We start from the raw sequence: 16,682 nt of genomic DNA, 5'->3' as shown, positions 1-16,682 counted from the left end.
CCTCATGTCGCCCCGGCACCCACGGCGGAATCGAGAGCCCGGTGAAGTACTACACGGCGGACCGGATGATCACAGGTGACCGCGGCAGATGCATCCGCTACGGCGGGGTGCTGGTGGACGGCGAGGTCATCCGCTGGGCGGGCCCCGGCCATGAGCTGCCCGCCCGGCTGCGGCGCGGCAGCAAGCACATCGCCCTGGGGCCGCTGACGCTGCTCCCCGGCCTCATCGACAGCCACGTCCACCTCGCCCTGGACGGCGCCACCGGTGCCATGGACCGTATGCGCGCGGCATCGGACGACGAGTTGTACGCGCTGATGCTGCGCAACGCCGCCGAACTGCTGGCGGCGGGCGTGACGACGGCCCGGGACCTCGGTGCGCCCGCCGGACTCGGTGTGCGGGTCCGCGACGTGATCCGCGCGGGCCTCGCCCCGGGCCCCGGGCTGGTCGTGTCCGGGGCGCCGCTCACCCCGCCGGACGGTCACTGCTGGTTCATGGGCGGCACCTGCGCCGGAGAGGAGGCCCTGCGGCTGGCGGTACGGGACCAAGCGGCCGCGGGCGTCGACCTCATCAAGGTCATGACGACCGGCGGCTCGCTGACCAGCGGCCCCGCTTCCTGGGAGCGGCAGTTCAGCGAAGCCGAACTGGCGGCCGTGGTCGACGAGGCGGCCCGCGCGGGCCTCGTCGTGGCCGCACACGCACACGGCACGGACGGCATCGCCGCGTCGATACGGGCCGGAGTGCACACGGTCGAGCACTGCAGCTTCGTCAACGCCACCGCGTCCATCGTCCCCGACCCCGAGCTGATACGACGCCTCGTCTCGGGCCGGATCCACGTCTGCCCCACCATCAGCCGGCGCTTCACCGACCGCTGGGACCGGGGAGAACGGCACCAACTGCCCGCCCTGCCGGTGCTGTACCGGGAGGGCGTCCGCATCGTCGCCGGCACCGACGCGGGCACGGACGGGGCGCCCCACCACGCCTACGTGGACGGCCTGCTCGGCATGGCCCGGCTCGGTCTGCCGCCCGAGGAGATCCTCCGGTCAGCGACCTCACGCGCCGCCGATGCCCTGCGAGTGGACACGGTGACGGGCCGCATCGCTCCGGGTCTGCGCGCCGACATCATCGCCGTGGAGGGCGATCCGCTCCACGACGTGGCCGCCCTCCGCGAGCTGCGGCTGGTCCTGGCCAAGGGGGTCGCCGTACGGTCGCCGCGGTGGGTGTTGAAGTAGCCGGACGAGGCGTGGAGCAGAGCTCGATCGTGTCTCCACCGGCCCGGGCGACGCTTCCCTCATGCGTACCGAAGCCGAACCGTCCGCGACCGGTACCCCTGTGTCCCGGACCCCGGAGCACCTCACCATCCCCCTGGGCTGTGCGCTGCTCGCTCCGGGAGGCCGGACAACCGCCTCGCGCCTGCTGGGCCTCCCGGACGATCCCCCACCGCCGACGCCACGACGTTCCTTCTGCCTCTGATCCCTTCGTGCCGCCGAGGAGCCGCCGTGCACAAGAACCCGTACACCGGATCCGTACCGCTCACGCCTGTTCCGCTGATGGAGATGGCCGCCGGTTTCCGCGTCTCCAAGGTGCTCGCCACCGCCCCTCGAACCGAACGTATTCGACGCACTGGACGGTTCCCGGGGCATGGGGGTCGCCGAGTTCGCCGAAGCCGTCGGTCTGGCCGAGCGTCCCGCCAAGATGCTGCTGGTCGGCTGCACCGCTCTCGGCCTGCTGGAGCGGACGACGGCCGGCTACCGCAACTCCCGTCTCGCGGACGAGTTCCTGATCCGTGGGAAGCGGTACTACTTCGGGGACTTCATCCGCTTCAACGACCGCAGGGCCTACTCGGGGTGGCAGCACCTGGAACAGGCGGACCGTGGTCGAGCTGCTGCTCGGGCTGACCGACGGACCGATGCGGGTGCTGACGGCCCGCAGGGACGAGTTGACGCGCACCCTGACCGACCTGAGGCGGCGGACGGAGACCATCAGCGCGTTTTTGACCGGCAGCTCCGCCGGCCTCGAGACGGAGCTGTCGCTCTCGCGCGAGGAGGAGTGCGCGGCGCCGCAGCGTCTGGAGGAGTTCAAGGGCCGGATGCGGGCCGCCACCGCACACGCCGACCCGCTGCGCCGCCGTGTCCTGGAGGCGGAGCGGGTGCTCGAGCGGTGCCGGCGTGCGGTCGCCGAGGGCGAGCACGCGCTGGGGCGCCGGCAGCAGCAGGTACAGCAGCTGTCCGACCAGCGCGCCGACAGTCCCCAGCCGTGCTCGCCCTGCCCGGTGTGCCGCGCCGATCTCACCGTGCGGCCGGTTCCCGAGGGGGACTGCCCGTTGTGTCTGAGCGCGCTCGATCCCGCCGTCCTGGCGCAGGCCCTGCACGCGGCGCAGGACGCGCTGGCGGCGGCGGAGCGTCAGCTGACCGAACAGGTCAAGGCCCACAGCGAGGCACAGACCGTCTGGGAGCAGGCCCGCATCGAGCCGGATGCCCGCACCGGGGAGGAGATCAGCCCGCTGGCCGCGCAGATCGAAGGGCTGGCCGCGGCCCATGCGACGGCCCGCACCCGGACCACGCTGCTGGAACGGCAGCTGGAGCCGCACCGCCGGCCGGCCGAGCTGCACCGCTCCGTCCAGACGTGCGAGGACGAGCTGAAGGGCGTGCGGGAGGAGATCCGCACCCGTAAGAACCTGCTGGCCCACCGGCGGACCACGCTCGGCGAGTTCGAGGAGCACTTCACCGAACTCGCCGGCTCCGTCGGCCTGCCCGGAGATCCGGGCGCCCGGCTCAACCACACCTCGCTGCTGCCGCAGGTACGCGCCGGGAACCTCACCAAGGTCGGGCACGGGGTGCGCTGCGCGATCAACGTCGTGTACCGGATGGCATTCCTCAGCTACGCCCTGGTGACCGGGGCGACGGACCTGCCGTCCTTCCTCGTCATCGACTCCCCCCGCAAGAACGTCGGGTACGGGGACGACGACCAGGAACTCGTCGGCCGGCTCTACACCCACTTCCTCGATCACATCGCCGGGGTGCGCAGCGGCGGTGCGCTGCGCGCGCGGCCCCACCAGATCATCATCGTGGACAACGACCTGCCCCAGCTGCCCAAGCGGCTGCTCGATCAGATGCACACCATCGAGCTGAGCCGCGACCACCCGCTCGTCCCTGAAGGCCGCGCGGCGGTCCTGGCGGCGTTCACATCCGGTGCAGGGGAACGAACCAAACCTGCCCCGGCATACCAGAGGCGCCTCGAACTCCTGTTGAAGTCCTTTCAAGCGTCAGATTCCGGCTGCCCGGGCCTGCTTGGGTTCCGGGCAGGCTCTGGTTCAGGTCTCCATGAGGCGGTGATTGTCCTCGATCCGCTGGACCAGCTCGTCTTCGGGGATGCGGGTGAAAGTGCTCATCCGGGCGCAGGTGAGGCCGCTGACCAGACCGGTCCCTGCGATCTCGTTCAGGGCCCGGTCGATGCGGGCCCTGGCGGCGCCGAGTCCGACCAGGGCGAGCTCGACACCGTCCGTGGCCGGCATCGTCCCTTCGATGGCCAGGCCGGCCAGGTCGCGCACCGCATCGGTGATCAGCTCGGTGACGAATTCCGCCCTGCCCAGGTCTACGGCGTACGCCCAGGTGCGCTCGTGGGGCACCGGCTCGGCCGGTCCGGTGCCTGCCCGCTGCGTGCGGTGGTCGGTGATGTGCCGCCACACCCACTGGTAGGACACCGGGCACCGGCCGGTGCGCCAGGTCAGTTCCCGGTACAGCTCGAAGACACCGCGGCGCTGGTCGGGCGGGGTGGTCTGGTCCTTTTCCAGCAGCATCGCAAGGCACTGGCGGACCTCGGCGAGTGCTTCTGCGTCGGCCGGGATGTCGAGCTCCATGGGCACTACGGCCGTGAGCGCCTCCATGACCCTCTGTCGGTCGACGCCGTGGCGCTCGGCCAGGGCCATGGGTTGCTGCTCGCCCGCGTGGTAGTCGCGGCGGATCGCGTCGAAGAGTTCGGCGGACGGCTTGGTCATCGTCTGCTCCGTGGTCTTAAGTCAGCGGGTGGTCGGGGTGGAACGGCCGGGCCGCGTGCTGCCCGGCCGCCCGCGGGTTCGCCCTCGCCGCGAGCCGGGCGCCGGGAGCTCGTGCAGCGCGCAGGTGCGGGCTGCTTCGGTCACGGCCGTCTGGTCCCATCCGCTGAGCCGCAGCGGCCCCTCGGCTCGGGTCGGCCGGTCCAGATTCCCGAAGCAGTCTCCTGCCTCGATGAGGTCCACAGCCCACGTCGGTATTCCTGTCCAACGGCCGGGTTCTGTCCGGGTGTTAGTCCCTGGCGTGGCGGGGTGAGGCAGTTGGGCCTGCGGGCGGCCGGTGAGGATGCGCAGGGCCAGCGCTGCGGCGTGGACGGGGTGGACGATACGCGCGTGCAGCCGGTGCGCGAGGAGCATGGTGTGCTCATCCGGCTCGGGTGGGAAGCGGCCGACCGCGGGCAGCGGGAGCACGTTGGCATCCAGGTCCAGGCGGCGGGAGGCCGCCTGGATGTCGGTGCGGGATGGTGTGCGCCGCGCCGGCAGCCAGAAGCACGGCTCGCCTGGGCGGGGCGGGAAGTGCGCGGCTGCCTCCCACCACGCGAACCGGGCGGCCGTGGGCGGGTCGGCCGGCTCGATGGCAGCAAGGGTTCGGCGGGCCGCGGCCAGGGTGTGCACCGTCTCGTACTCCAGCGCGGACAGGGCGGTGGCCAGGGCGGGCGGCACAGGGCCGTGGCACAGCAGGGTCAGGCGCATACCGGTCAACTCCCGCAGGGCGAAGAGGTGTTCAAAGTGCCGGGAGCTGATGCGGTGAGTCCGGGTGACGACGACATGGCCGATGCGCAGCGCGGACATCCAGGCGGCCGCCACGCGCCAGGCGATCTCGGCCTGTGCCGCCCACCCGACGGCCTCTGGGCTCCCGTGCGGCGGGAGGTGTTTGCCCAAGCTGCGCAGCACGTCGTGGGCGAGCGCGGCGGGGGCGCCGGCCACCGGGGTGGGATGGATGGTGATGCGGCCGCTCGCGGGGGTATGGGCGGCCAGGGCGGCGGCCATGAAGGCGTAGTCGTCGCTGCGGTCGTGGACCATGGTGAGCGGAGGCAGACCGGGGCGGGTGTGGCCTGGTGACCATGTCGGGCGCCACGGGCCGGTGGTCTGCTCTGGCCCGGCCGTCTCGCGCGGCGTCATCGCCCGGCCCCTCCCCCTGGTGGTGGCGTACTGGCCGCCGCGGTGGCGGGGCCGTCGGCATCAGCGGCCGAGGAGGAGGCGGGCAGGGGGCGATCGGCCAGGCCGAGGGCGAACAACACGTCGGGATGCGGGGCTGGCCCGCCGCCGAAGGGGGCAAGCAGCCGGCGCCCCTGAAGGCGCGCAACCTGCCCGGCGGGCACGGTAGCGGGAAGACCGTGGACGGCTGCGTGCAGCAGGCGTGTCAGGGCGGCGGCCTCGCCCGGGCTGAGGCTGGCGGCGGTGTGACCGCCCTCGTGCAGGTTCTGCTGCTGCCCGGCGGTGAGCAGGCCGGGCTGCGCGGCCAGGTGGAGGGTGGTGTCGGTGTGGACGAGCCGGTGCGGGCCCGCTTGCTGCTCGAGCTGGACGGCCAGGACCCTGGCGGCCCGCTGCAGACGGTGCGCCGGCCATTGAAGGGCCGAGGCCAGGTCGTCGGGGTGGATACGGCCGGTCTGAAGCAGGGCGGCGTGCAACACGGTGGCATGCGCGACCTGACCCTCCGTCCCCGCCCTGCTTGGGCGACGTCGCGGGCGCCGGGCTTGTCCGGAGGTGCGCAGCAGCGAGGCGGGAGCGGTGTCCAGGGCGCGGGCCAGGGCGAACAGTGCTGCGGCCGTCAGGCTGTGCGGGGTAAGACGACTGTCCCAGTCGGCGGTGGGGATGCCGGTCAGGTGGGCCAGGTCCTCGTCGGTGAGAGCGCGCGCACGGGCGCGCTCGCGGCAGAACGTCAGGTCGAAGGCGGTCATGTCCCGCTCACCAGGCGGCAGTTGGCCCCTCATGAGCGCACCCGGTCCAGGCGCGGCAGGACATCCGGGGCGGGCAGGGTGGGAGTGTGCAGGTGCCAGCCGCGGGCGGCGGTGTGCCAGTCGTCGTCGGTGTGCGGGTGGTTCAGGGCGGGGACGGCCAGGCCGGCATCGGCGATCAGGGCTTCAAGGCGGGGCGTGGTGCCGAAGCAGTTCGCGAACAGGCCGTGGGCGGCAGCGGTGCGCGGGGTGCGGCGGCGGAATTCGAGCGCGGCGCGCAGGAGCGGGCGGGCGCGGTGCGGGATCGCGTACAGGTGCCGCGGGGTGGGCGGCGCGCCGATGTTGATCCGTGCGTCGCGGTCGATGGTGATGTGGGTGGCATTCTCGTCGACGCCTGCGATCTGCGTCATCGACAGCAGCGGCGTAGCGGTGCCGGTGAACAGCAGGGCTGCGATGGCAGCGGCGCGCAGCGGGTTGGGCAGATGCGTGGTGATCGTGTGCACGGTGCGCGGAGTCAGGGGCACGGTGGTGATCCCGGGACCTGCGCGGCGGGTGAGGTCGTCGGGCACGTTCAGCAGCACGGAGCGGGTCAGCAGGCCGGCCTGGGCGCCGCGTACGCGGGCCACGGTGTGCTCGGGGCTGGGGCTGGAGACGGTCAGCCGGGCCAGGAACAGCCGCAGCGCCTCCGTCTCACGCAGGCCGAAGGGGGCGGGCTCGGCCGGGGCGGCGGCGTCTTCGGCGCCGCCGACAGGGGGCGGTTTCGGTGGCAGGGTGCGGGCCAGCCAGGTACAGGCGGCGGTGTAGCCGGCGCGGTACTGGCCGTCGGTGCGGGCGAGGTCGGCCCCGTTCTGGCGGCGCCAGACTTGCGCGCGGAAGGCGGCAACCGAGGCACGCGGTACGGCGGGAAGGGGGTGCGCGTGATCGTGCGGGGGCGGGCCGGAACGCCGGTCGGCGACGGCCGGGCCGATCGCATCGAGGATCGCCGCCGTACCCCTCACGTGCACCACGTCCGTCAGACGGGCGGCGGCCAGGTGCTCCATCAGGCGCCGGATGTCGGCCGGATCCGGGGCGTGGGCGACAAGGGTGAGGCGGATCCCGGTCTCGGTGCGCCAGGCGGCCAGGCGGCGCAGCCGCTCGACGGTGAAGCGGTGGGCGCGCAGCACGATCACCTCGTGTACGCCGCCTGCCAGGCTCCAGCAGGTCACCGCCCGCCAGGCCGGGTCGGTGGACATCCGCTCCGCGCCCTCGCGGGAGAACCCGGTACGGCCCATGGCGCGCAGTACGTCCAGCGCCAGGTAGGCGGGGCTGGTGGTGTTGGGGGTGGGATCGGCGGTGATCTTGCCGCGGGCCGCGTCCGCCCATTGGTAGGCGGTCCGGTGCACCGCGCGGTCGTCCTCTCCGTCCAGCAGCAGCCGCACCGTCCCCGCCGCCTTGGCCGCCGGCAGGGACGGTGTCGATGCTGGGTGGGCCGGTACGCCGCCGGCGGCGGGCGCCGTCACCGTCATGTTCACCGCCCGCCGTCGATCCGGTCGGCGACCGCCTCAAGCAGCCGCCCATCGGGCACGTCGGTCTGGGTGCGGGCCATCACCTGTCGGGTGTGATGGGTGATCACGGCCCAGCGGCGCAGCGCGCCGCCGGCCAGCCGGGCGTCCAGTGCCATCAGGTCACCGGGATCGACGCCCTCCCACACCGGGTGCAGCGCGGGCACCGCCAGCGGGATCTGATCGCGCGTGAGGGGTTCCAGGCGGAGCCAGCCGGCGGTGCGCGTGGCGAGCATCTGCTGGGCGCGCAGACGCCGTTCGCCGCGGCGGGCGGCGATGAGGACCACACACAGTCCGCCCGGAACACCGTCGTGCAGGAAGCGCAGGTACTCCATGCAGGACGCCGACAGCCGATGGGCGTCCTCGACCACAACGATCCGCGGCCGGTCTGCCAGAGCATGGCGGATCAGCGTGTCCGCGGCCCCCGGATCAGCAGGTGCCTCACCGTGCAGCGCCAGTGCCCGGTGCAGGGCCGTGCGCAGGTCCGCCGGCGCCGGCTGCGCCCGCACGTGAAGCGGCAGCACATCCCCGAGCCGGCGCCCGGCTGCATGGACAGCGAAGGTCTTGCCGATCCCGGCATCACCCAGCACGCACAGGAACCGGCGCTTGGCCACGGCATCGGCGAGCGCGCCGCCCACGGCGAGCATGCCGGGGGTGAGCAGCGTACGCGTCCCCTCAACACGCAGAAAATGCAGGCTGGACAAGGCAGCGTCGTCGGGCAGGACGGCGAACGGTCCGGTCGCGGCCGCCACGCCCCACACCGGGCGCGCGGAAAGCTCGGTGGAGTCGGTGGAGTCGGTGGTCAGCATCGGCTCAACGCCCAGTCCACGACCGTCTCGTCGACCGTTTCGGTCCCCAGGTGCTCCATGCCCTTCAGGACATGCTTGGTGACCTTGACCCACTCGCGGAAGGAACCGAGCGCGTACTGGGTGTCGACCCGCTTCAGCAGCGCCCCGTCAACGCCGCGCCACACGGGATGGGAGTCGGGAACCGCCTTGAGCATCTCGTCCTCGGTCATCGCGAGGATCTCCAGACGGATGTAGATCCGGGAAGCGAGCGCCGGATCGCTCTGCAGCGTCTCGTAGGCCTCACGGCCGCCGACGAACACGATCGCGGGCTGGGGATCGCAGTTGTCCCACAATTTGCGCAGGAATTCGAAATTCTCCCGCCGGTACTGCTGCGCCTCATCGCAGACGATCACGTACGGGCGCCGTGGCAGGCTCTCGCGCAGCAGTTTGTCGAACGCGGTCGGTGTGCCGGGCATCTTGCAGTTGAGCCGCATCTGGTGGAACAGCTCCTCGCGCAGGTCCTTGGGCCCGGGGCGGGAGCGGGCGAAGTCGAGGGGAAGAATCAGGTCGGGGTTCATCTCCTGGATCGTGGCGCGGGTGGAGAAACTCTTGCCGAGTCCGGGGTCGCCGTAGATCACGGACATCGCCCGCGACTCGACGGTGTCGATGACGGTGTCCTTGATCTCCATCAAGGTGTCCGTGACGACGAGGGTGGAGTCCTTGAGGCCGAGGAAATGCTGCGGGCGCAGGTCGGGTCGGCGCCTGGATGTCTCGTTCGCCGGGGCGGCGGCCGGCTGGCGGCGCCGGCCCATGTGCTTGCGCTTGGGGGCAGTTGTCACGAGGCGTCCTCCTTGGATGCGGTGTCGGTGGATGCGGTGTGGTCAAGGTCCTGGCCGGGGCGTTTCCACGCGGCCGGGACAGGGGTCAGGGGCCGGTAGGGCTGGGTGCGGCGCCGCGGCGCTTCGGGCGCCTTCGCGCCGTCGAGTTCGGCGCGGGCCTCCTGCTCGGTCATGCGCAGGGCACGGACGGGCAGTTCGGGCTGGGTGGACGGCAGATGGCGGTCCCGCTTGCGCTCCGCGGAGCGTTCCAGGGCCTGGCGCAGCGCCCTGCTGTGCTCGTCGCGTTCGAGGAGCACCTTGGCGCGCAGTTCCTCGCTGGCCTCGTTGCTGAGAAAGGCCCGGCCCAGGTAGCGGTTGCCGCGGAAGGTGTACAGGTCGATCTCGTGGCTGTGGTGCGGCATCCACCGCACGCGCACCTGAAGCCCGATCCGGCCCACCCCGTTCTCCGGCATATAGGCGCGGCCCGCGAACTCCACCCCATGGCTGGTGATCTTGCGGACCCGGTGGTCGCTCTCCAGCATGTAGGCGCGCAGCTCGGACGCGCTCGGCTCGGGCCTGATCTCGGTGGGATCCGCCTGCCATGCCTCGAGCGGCGTCATCCCGGTGCGCTCGATGACGTGCTCGGTGTTGTACTTGTGGACCCACTCCCCCAGCAGACGCACGAACTCCTCGAACGTCAGCGGCGGATCCGACTCGCCCACGCGGCGCCGGTGATCGAGCCGCGGCGCCTTCGTGTAACGGGGCAGATCGGCGAAGAACCGCGTCATGCTCGTGAGGTTCAACCGCTCGATCCCGCCCTTGTGGCGGGCACTGCGCACCCGGTGCACGGGAACACCGAGCAGCCCGAAAGCCCGCCGGACGGTCTTGGACAGGAAGTCCGCGCCGCCATCCACGCGCACCAGGCGCGGCAGACCGCCGACCGGACCGTAAGGGCCCTCACGCAGCACCGACATGCGCACCGCGGCCAGGACCGAACCCCGGTGCGCCGAGCCGGCGGTAACCGCCCAGCCCATCACATAGCCCGTGCCGCGGTCCTCGAACCACGTCACCCACACCCTCGACGGCTTCCCATCGGGCATCATCACCACGGTCTCGGCCTGCTTGTGGTCCCCCTCCCACACCTCGTTCCGCGCCACCGCCGGCCGCTGAAAACACGGATCGAACCCCCTCGCCGCCGGGATCCCCTCCCGCAGACCCGCCATGAAACCCGGATCGAGATCCCGGGCAATCGCGTCATGCAGCGTGGTCAGCCCCACCGGCTTCTCCCCCGCCGCCACCGCCAGCTCGACCAGACGCTCGTGAGCGCGTTTCACGTTGCCCTGATAGTCGGCAAGGACTTCGGTGACCTCCTCGGTGACACGGAACCGGCGGCGCTCCGGCTTCTCCGGACCCCCGGTCTTCTCCGCCTGCCTCAGCCAGCTCCACACCGTCCTGATGTGCACACCCACCACATCAGCGACCATCCGCACATGCGTAGTCCGGAGCTCCCCCGCCTCGCGCAGCCATAGCAGCTGGCCCACCGCGGCAGGCCGCAGCTCGTCCCGATCCCGCCCCAAACCGTCATCCACGGTCTCGGACACGTCGCCGGCCGTCACCGGAGCCGGCATGCGCGCACAGAGCGAACCGGCAACCAAGCAGTGATCACAGAGCCAGCCTCCGGGCAGTCAACTACAGCCCCACACAGGGCAGTTCACGAAGCACCCGCAACAAGCGCGACGGACGAGACGCTATGACCCACACCCCGACAAGAGCGCCGTCGACCACTTGGACGGGTGACAGCGACCCCGTTTTGCCACCACCCCGCACCCTCATGCGCTACAGCGCACGCCACAAAGAAGGAGGTCCGACGAACACACCACTGGACGATCCGGAATCACGCCACCGCCAAATCCGGAACACCACCACCATGATCAACCAGCCGAAACACCAACCGACCAGCACAAAGACAAGCCCATGTCACTGGCGAGGAAGCCCCGAAACTCCAGTGACGCCTTCCCCGAACCTCACAGACAACCGGTTCTCACGCTGATCGGCGTGATCCTGCCCGGGCGAGACGGTAGGTGGCGCGCAGCCACAACACGCTCGAGCAATCCCAGTTCGCCAGTGTCGGCTCCGCATACATGCCCCGCTCCTTGTTCGCCGCGAATCCCTCCGGGGAGGCGTACACCGCGTCCCAGCCGTCTTCGGAAAGGTCCTCCCAGTCCGGGGCGGAGCGATGCAGGAGTGGGAACGTGCCCGCCGGTAGCGGGTACTCCCCGACGAGCTGGTCAAGGTCTGCTCGGGTGCTGATCCGATAGATGCGAGCCCCAGGTGACTGTGCAGTCCCAGGAGATGCTTGACATAGGAGACGCGGGACTTGCTTGACGGTCGCAGGTGATCTTTAACGGGCCGGGGACATTCTTGACTGCCGCTTCGTTGCGTTGAGCATGATCGAAATACCCGAGTCTCCTGGGGCAGGAGACGAAGACTGGACAGTGGAGCATCGGTTCCGGGCCGTGTCGGAGGTGCTGGACGGGGCGCCGGTGGCCGAGGTCGCCCGACGGTACGGCACGTCGCGCCAGTCGTTGCACACCTGGTTGCGGCGATTCCGCGAAGGCGGACGGGACGGCCTGAGGGACCGCTCGCGCCGGCCGCACACGTCGCCGTCGCGAGTACCGGTCGACGTCGAACTCGCCATCTGCCAGCTGCGGCAGACGTACCCGAAGTGGGGAGCCCGCCGCATCGCCCACGAACTGGTGGTCCGCGGCATGCCGGACGCGCCGGGCCGGTCGACGGTGCACCGAGTCCTGGTCCGCAACGGCCTGGTCAACCATCAGGTCCAGGTCCACCGCCGCGTCTACAAGCGGTGGCAGCGGGACGCGCCGATGCAGTTGTGGCAGATGGACCTGATGGGCGGGGTGTTCCTCGCGGACGGACGGGAGTGCAAGCTCGTTACCGGGATCGACGACTGCTCACGGTTCGTCGTGATCGCCACCGTGGTGGTGCAGCCGACCGGGCGGGCCGTGTGCGAGGCGTTCATCGGGGCGATGCGCCGGTTCGGAGTCCCGTCGGAGATGCTGACCGACAATGGCAAGCAGTTCACCCGCCGTTACTCCAAACCGCTGCCGAACGAGGTGACGTTCGAGCGCGTATGCCGCGAGAACGGCATCAACCAGCGCCTGACCAAGCCCAGGTCACCAACCACGACGGGCAAAATCGAACGATTCCACAAGACTCTGCGTCGCGAGATGCTGGACCACTCCGGGCCCTTCGCTGACCCGGCCGCCGCACAGACCGCGATCGACGCCTGGGTCCACGCCTACAACCACACCCGCCCTCATCAGTCGCTGGAGATGGCCACCCCGGCCCAAGTATTCCGGCCGCACACGCTCACGTCCGGTGCCTCGGCACCCTCGGCCACGGTGGCGGCGGAGCCCGCGCCGACGCCCTCCGAGCCCATGCGGCTTCCAGTGCTGCCTCCACCCAGCTCGTCCGAGGAAAGCACCCGAATCCAGGCGGTGGAGTTTGAGGCGCTGATCAGCCCCGGCCGCAGGGACAGAGCCTGAAGTTCAGCCCGACCCTGGTCGGCCGGACTGTCACGGTCTGGGTGAGCCACCGCACCGTCCACGTCCTGCTCGACGGACAACTCATACGGACCCGCTCGATGGCCTTCACCGACGCCGACCTTCATTGGCTGATCATGCGGGGCGGCCGGCCCGGCGGGCCCGAGCCACGGGGAGGCATCAGCGCGGACAAACCCCTGGCGCCCGCAACGGTGGTCGAGGTCGAGCGCAAGGCGTCCAAGGACGGCCTGGTCTCGCTCGGGCAGACCCCCGTCGCCCTCGGCTCCGAACTCATCGGCAAACGCGTCATCCTGCGCTTCGACGGCAGCATGATGTACGTCATCCACGCCGGACTCCTGGTCAAGACCCTGCCCGATCCCGCACCAGCGACGCGCCAAACTCACCGGCGCCCGGGTCGCCACGACACCGCTGCCGCCGCCCCCGTCCCAGCCACGGCGGGCCATCCGGCGCGTCGGAGCCGACGGCACCTTCGTCGTCGCACGGCAGAAACTCCGTCCCGGCGTCGCACACGCCGGCAAGACCGTCACCGTGGTCATCGAGGAGACCTGCTTCCGTGTACTCGACGGCGAGGTCGAGATCTCCACCCACCCCCGCAAGGGCGACCCTGTGACCCGCTACCGCGCAGACGCGCGCTGACCCGTCAACCATCACCTGGAGCCGTCAAGGATCATGCGGGACACCGTCAAGTAAGTCCCGGGACTGAACTGTCAAGCATCTCCCCGGACCTCACAAGCGCAAGGGACATCTGGCCGCCACCGGGGATTACAAATGGCCGTTGACACCCAGGCAGTGGTTCGACCGTGACGAGTTGGTCGTAGGGCAGCCCGTACTCGGGGTGGAGGTACTCCCCCTCACGCAGGTCGTCGCTCTGCTGGCACCAGGCGGTCCACGCTGTGCCCGTGGGGGCGCCGGTGTCGTCCCGCGCTGTGACAGGTGAGCACCAGAGGCCGCCGCCGGGCCGGTCAGTGATGTGGCGCGCGACTTACCAAACATCCCTGACAGGACAAAACGCTCTTTTAAAGGCGTCGCGCAGGTCGAACCCATGAGTCGTGCGGGCCCTTCCCCTGCCCCGGTAATCCCGGCGGCCCCACTGGCGTGCACTGATAGGCTCCCGTCGCCCACTCAGGGCATGCACATTTCATTCACAGCTGTCGGGGCTACTGGGGCCGCAGCTGGCAGGGCGAGGGGCCGGGGGTTCCATGGGGGTCAGCAAGGTCGTGCGACGCTGTCTGTTCGGCAGAGGGGGTGCGGCCCTATTCGTGACCGTCACTCTCGCCGCGGGTGCTCCGGGCGCCGTGCCGACAGGGATGGCGGTGGCCGTCGGTGCTGACGTCGTCGGGGCGGGCGAGGTCGTGCTCCCCGCTGCGGACCGGAGCACCACGCGCAACCCGGTGTTCATCGGCTTCGGAGACACAGGTGTGCTGTCGAACCCTGAAGGTTCCACGGGCTGGCTCTGGACCGACTATGCGACGCGCCGAACCCGGCAGGTGACGGAGTTCGCCGACACTCAACAGCCCAACGCGCTCGCCCAGTCGGACACCACCTACACCCTGTCGACCGACGCCGAGGGCCGACGCGTCGTGCGGTTCCGCGCGATGGGCTCCGGCGAGGACCGGGGCTCGGTGACCGTCCCGGCCGGTCTGACCTATGCGGGAACGGCCGGCGAGGGTGCCGTGGTCGCGTACCTGGGCGGCTCGACCAACGTGCGCGAACTGCACTTGCTGAAGCGGGCGGCCGGGGGCGGCACCGAGGACACGAAGGTGACCGGCTGGCCTGCCGACGCGCAGCTCCTCGCGTTGAGTGGGAAGGACGGCCGCTCGCTGCTGCTGCGCTACCGCGTGCCGACCGAGGACCCCCAGGTCTTCCTCAACCAGCTCGTGCTCGTCGACGTCCGCGACGGAACCTGGACCAAGGTGTTCGCCCCCTACAACACGAACTCGGCCCGGTTGCCTGTCCTGAGCAGGGACTATGTCGGCTGGTGGTACCCAGGCGCCGGTGCGCGGCTGTTGCGCCGCGACACGCTGGACGGACCGGTAATCACCGTTCCGGCCCAGGGCACCGAGGGGAAGACCGACTTCACGGTCGTCGGTGACGACGTCGTGGTGGCCACCTACGGCGACGAGACACGTGCCGTGCTCACGCGGCCCCTGACCGACGCCGGGGAATGGCGCACGCTGCTCCCGCAGATGGACGGCTGGGTCCACGCGTCGGCGGACGGATCGGCGGTCGTGGTGGGCGGTCCCGACAAGGCGCACTGGGGCATGTACCGGCTCTCCGAGGCACCGGACGGGCAGATCGTCACCGATGCGCTGATGGACCTGCCGCCGGTGCCCGCGCCCGTCGACGGGCTGTCGCTGGCGGGCGGCACCCTTGCCTGGACCGACCAGACCGCGCCCCCGTCCTACGACGTCATGTTCAACACGCGCACCGTGTCGGCCGACGCGGTCCCCCAGGTGGGGCCGGTCCGGCAGGCCGGCGGAGGGATAAAACCGTGCATTTTCACGTACAGCTGTGTGCGGCTGTTCGGCACCGGCGACGGATCCGTCGTCTACAACGACCTGGACAACTCCGGGCTGGTACACCGCCGTACACCCACCGGTGAGGTCCAGACGCTGACCGTTGACGGCTTCTACGGTGAGGTGAGCGCCGCGGAGGGACGGTACGCGCTGCTCTCGGGCGGCCCGAACCGCAAGCAGTTCCTCGTCGACTGGACGCAGTCCAAGGTCGTGTCGACACGCACGGCCGTGGCCGCCACCCTGTGGGACGGACAGCTGTGGACCACGACCTCCACCGCCGGACACCTGTCGATGAGCCGCCTCGGCTCGACCGCCTCGGCGGTCGACGTCAACGTAGGCTCGGCGTGCGTGCCCAGCGAGCTGCAGGTCAACGGCCGTTTCGTCTACTGGGCGTGCGCCGCGCAGAAGAAGGCCGGCGTGTTCGACCGCTCCCGCGGACGGTCGGTGTCTGTGCCCGTGGGGGACGCGCTGCTGGCCGACGGGTTCCTGGTCCGCCATGACAACGAGCGCGGAAAGCTGGTGCGCACCGACGTCCGCTCCGGGCAGGCGGTCACCTCCGATCTGGCTGATCAGCCCGCGACCAAGAACCTCATGCCCGAGGGCAGCACCTCAGACCGACGGATCCGCTGGACCCTGGACCCTGACAGCGGCCGCGTGGCTTTCGTGGACGCCGGCGAACGCATCCATCTGATGACGGCCGGGACTCTCGCTGCTCCCGTGCGGCGGGACCACGCGGGCCGGGACGGCATCGGCGATCTACTCACACTCAACTCCTCCGGCGCGCTCACTTTCCAGCAAGGCACGGGCAAGGGCATCTTCTTGGAGAAGGTGAGCAGCAGCGGCTGGGCGGCCTCGGTCAAGGCGGTGCCGTTCGGCGACCTCAGCGGGGACCGCTGCAACGACGTCCTGGTGCGGCTGAGCAACGGCGCCCTGCGCGCCTACAAGCCGGGCTGCGGCGCCGCGCTGAAGCCGTCGACGCCGTACTCCTCGCTGGGCACGTCCGGCTGGAACCAGTACGACGTGCTGACCGCGCCCGGTGACGTGACCAAGGACGGCCGCCCCGACCTGATCGCGCGAAACTCCTCGACCGGGACCGTCTACCTCTACAAGGGCACCAGCGCGGGCACGCTGTCGGCGCGGGTGAAGCTGTACGACAACTGGAAGACGTACAAGAAGGTCGTGGGCGCCGGGGACCTCAACGGCGACGGCATCGGCGACCTGCTCGCCCAGGACACGTCAAACAACCTGTACCGGTACTACGGCAAGGGCAACGGCACCTTCACGGCACGGGTGAAGCTGTTCGGCAACTGGGGCGGCTCGTACAACGCGATCATCGGCGTCGGGGACATCACCGGAGACGGCAAGGCCGACCTGGTCTCCCGGGACAGCAGCGGGAGCGTCTGGCGCAACAACGGCGACGGCAAGGGATCGTTTGGGGGGCGTGTGAAGATCGCCAGCGGCTGGCAGGGCTACAAGGGTCTCTTCTAAG

The 16,682-nt window shown here is 70.7% G+C and carries 10 protein-coding genes and 2 pseudogenes; 4 read left to right on the top strand and 8 right to left on the bottom strand.

The window, feature by feature from the left end:
* Positions 1-41 precede the first annotated feature (41 nt).
* Positions 42-1,229: an amidohydrolase family protein gene (locus ACIQBL_RS46930; RefSeq protein WP_401954934.1), complete on the top strand. Its 1,188-nt coding sequence runs from the start codon at positions 42-44 to the stop codon at positions 1,227-1,229.
* A gap of 388 nt (positions 1,230-1,617) precedes the next feature.
* Positions 1,618-1,776: pseudogene (locus ACIQBL_RS46925) on the top strand (methyltransferase dimerization domain-containing protein); the annotation flags it as partial.
* Positions 1,777-1,819: 43 nt separating this feature from the next.
* On the opposite strand, the gene ACIQBL_RS46920 reads toward ACIQBL_RS46925, so the two are convergent.
* The 8 genes from ACIQBL_RS46920 to ACIQBL_RS46885 all read right to left on the bottom strand — a co-directional run bounded on the left by ACIQBL_RS46920 (position 1,820) and on the right by ACIQBL_RS46885 (position 10,709).
* Positions 1,820-3,139, bottom strand: a complete 1,320-nt coding sequence (locus tag ACIQBL_RS46920; protein ID WP_401954932.1) for a hypothetical protein — start codon at positions 3,137-3,139, stop codon at positions 1,820-1,822.
* A 171-nt stretch (positions 3,140-3,310) separates the two neighbouring features.
* Positions 3,311-3,994, bottom strand: a complete 684-nt coding sequence (locus ACIQBL_RS46915) for a hypothetical protein (RefSeq protein WP_401954930.1) — start codon at positions 3,992-3,994, stop codon at positions 3,311-3,313.
* 21 nt (positions 3,995-4,015) lie between these two features.
* The gene (locus ACIQBL_RS46910; RefSeq protein ID WP_401954928.1) at positions 4,016-5,170 is read right to left on the bottom strand and encodes a hypothetical protein; all 1,155 of its coding nucleotides are present in this window, start codon (positions 5,168-5,170) and stop codon (positions 4,016-4,018) included.
* Complete coding sequence (locus tag ACIQBL_RS46905; protein WP_401954926.1) at positions 5,167-5,949, bottom strand: hypothetical protein; 783 nt, start codon at positions 5,947-5,949, stop codon at positions 5,167-5,169. The genes ACIQBL_RS46910 and ACIQBL_RS46905 overlap by 4 nt, the downstream gene beginning before the upstream one ends.
* Before the next feature lie 29 nt (positions 5,950-5,978).
* A complete protein-coding gene (locus ACIQBL_RS46900; protein WP_401954924.1) occupies positions 5,979-7,451 on the bottom strand; it encodes a hypothetical protein in 1,473 nt (490 codons plus the stop codon).
* Between the two features lie 2 nt (positions 7,452-7,453).
* Positions 7,454-8,296 (bottom strand): AAA family ATPase, encoded by an 843-nt coding sequence (locus tag ACIQBL_RS46895; RefSeq protein WP_401954922.1) that lies wholly within the window; start codon positions 8,294-8,296, stop codon positions 7,454-7,456.
* The gene (locus tag ACIQBL_RS46890; RefSeq protein ID WP_401954920.1) at positions 8,290-9,114 is read right to left on the bottom strand and encodes an AAA family ATPase; all 825 of its coding nucleotides are present in this window, start codon (positions 9,112-9,114) and stop codon (positions 8,290-8,292) included. Before ACIQBL_RS46890 ends, ACIQBL_RS46895 begins: the two co-directional genes overlap by 7 nt.
* Positions 9,111-10,709 (bottom strand): Mu transposase C-terminal domain-containing protein, encoded by a 1,599-nt coding sequence (locus ACIQBL_RS46885; RefSeq protein WP_401954918.1) that lies wholly within the window; start codon positions 10,707-10,709, stop codon positions 9,111-9,113. The genes ACIQBL_RS46890 and ACIQBL_RS46885 overlap by 4 nt, the downstream gene beginning before the upstream one ends.
* 831 nt (positions 10,710-11,540) lie before the next feature.
* Here ACIQBL_RS46885 and ACIQBL_RS46880 point away from each other — a divergent pair.
* Positions 11,541-13,313, top strand: a pseudogene (locus ACIQBL_RS46880) (IS481 family transposase).
* A gap of 623 nt (positions 13,314-13,936) precedes the next feature.
* Positions 13,937-16,681: an FG-GAP repeat domain-containing protein gene (locus tag ACIQBL_RS46875; protein WP_401954916.1), complete on the top strand. Its 2,745-nt coding sequence runs from the start codon at positions 13,937-13,939 to the stop codon at positions 16,679-16,681.
* Position 16,682: the final 1 nt, after the last annotated feature.

The sequence above is a fragment of the Streptomyces sp. NPDC088350 genome (assembly GCF_044753545.1).
Taxonomy (GTDB): Bacteria; Actinomycetota; Actinomycetes; order Streptomycetales; family Streptomycetaceae; genus Streptomyces.
The sequence above is the reverse complement of the archived record's forward strand: the minus strand, read 5'-3'. Positions and strand labels throughout refer to the sequence as shown.

Excerpts from the sequence above, each read along its gene's own strand:
- ACIQBL_RS46915 (WP_401954930.1), bottom strand. The coding sequence starts at position 3,994 with ATGACCAAGCCGTCCGCCGAACTCTTCGACGCGATCCGCCGCGACTAC.
- ACIQBL_RS46910 (WP_401954928.1), bottom strand. The coding sequence starts at position 5,170 with ATGACGCCGCGCGAGACGGCCGGGCCAGAGCAGACCACCGGCCCGTGG.
- ACIQBL_RS46905 (WP_401954926.1), bottom strand. The coding sequence starts at position 5,949 with ATGACCGCCTTCGACCTGACGTTCTGCCGCGAGCGCGCCCGTGCGCGC.
- ACIQBL_RS46900 (WP_401954924.1), bottom strand. The coding sequence starts at position 7,451 with ATGACGGTGACGGCGCCCGCCGCCGGCGGCGTACCGGCCCACCCAGCA.
- ACIQBL_RS46895 (WP_401954922.1), bottom strand. The coding sequence starts at position 8,296 with ATGCTGACCACCGACTCCACCGACTCCACCGAGCTTTCCGCGCGCCCG.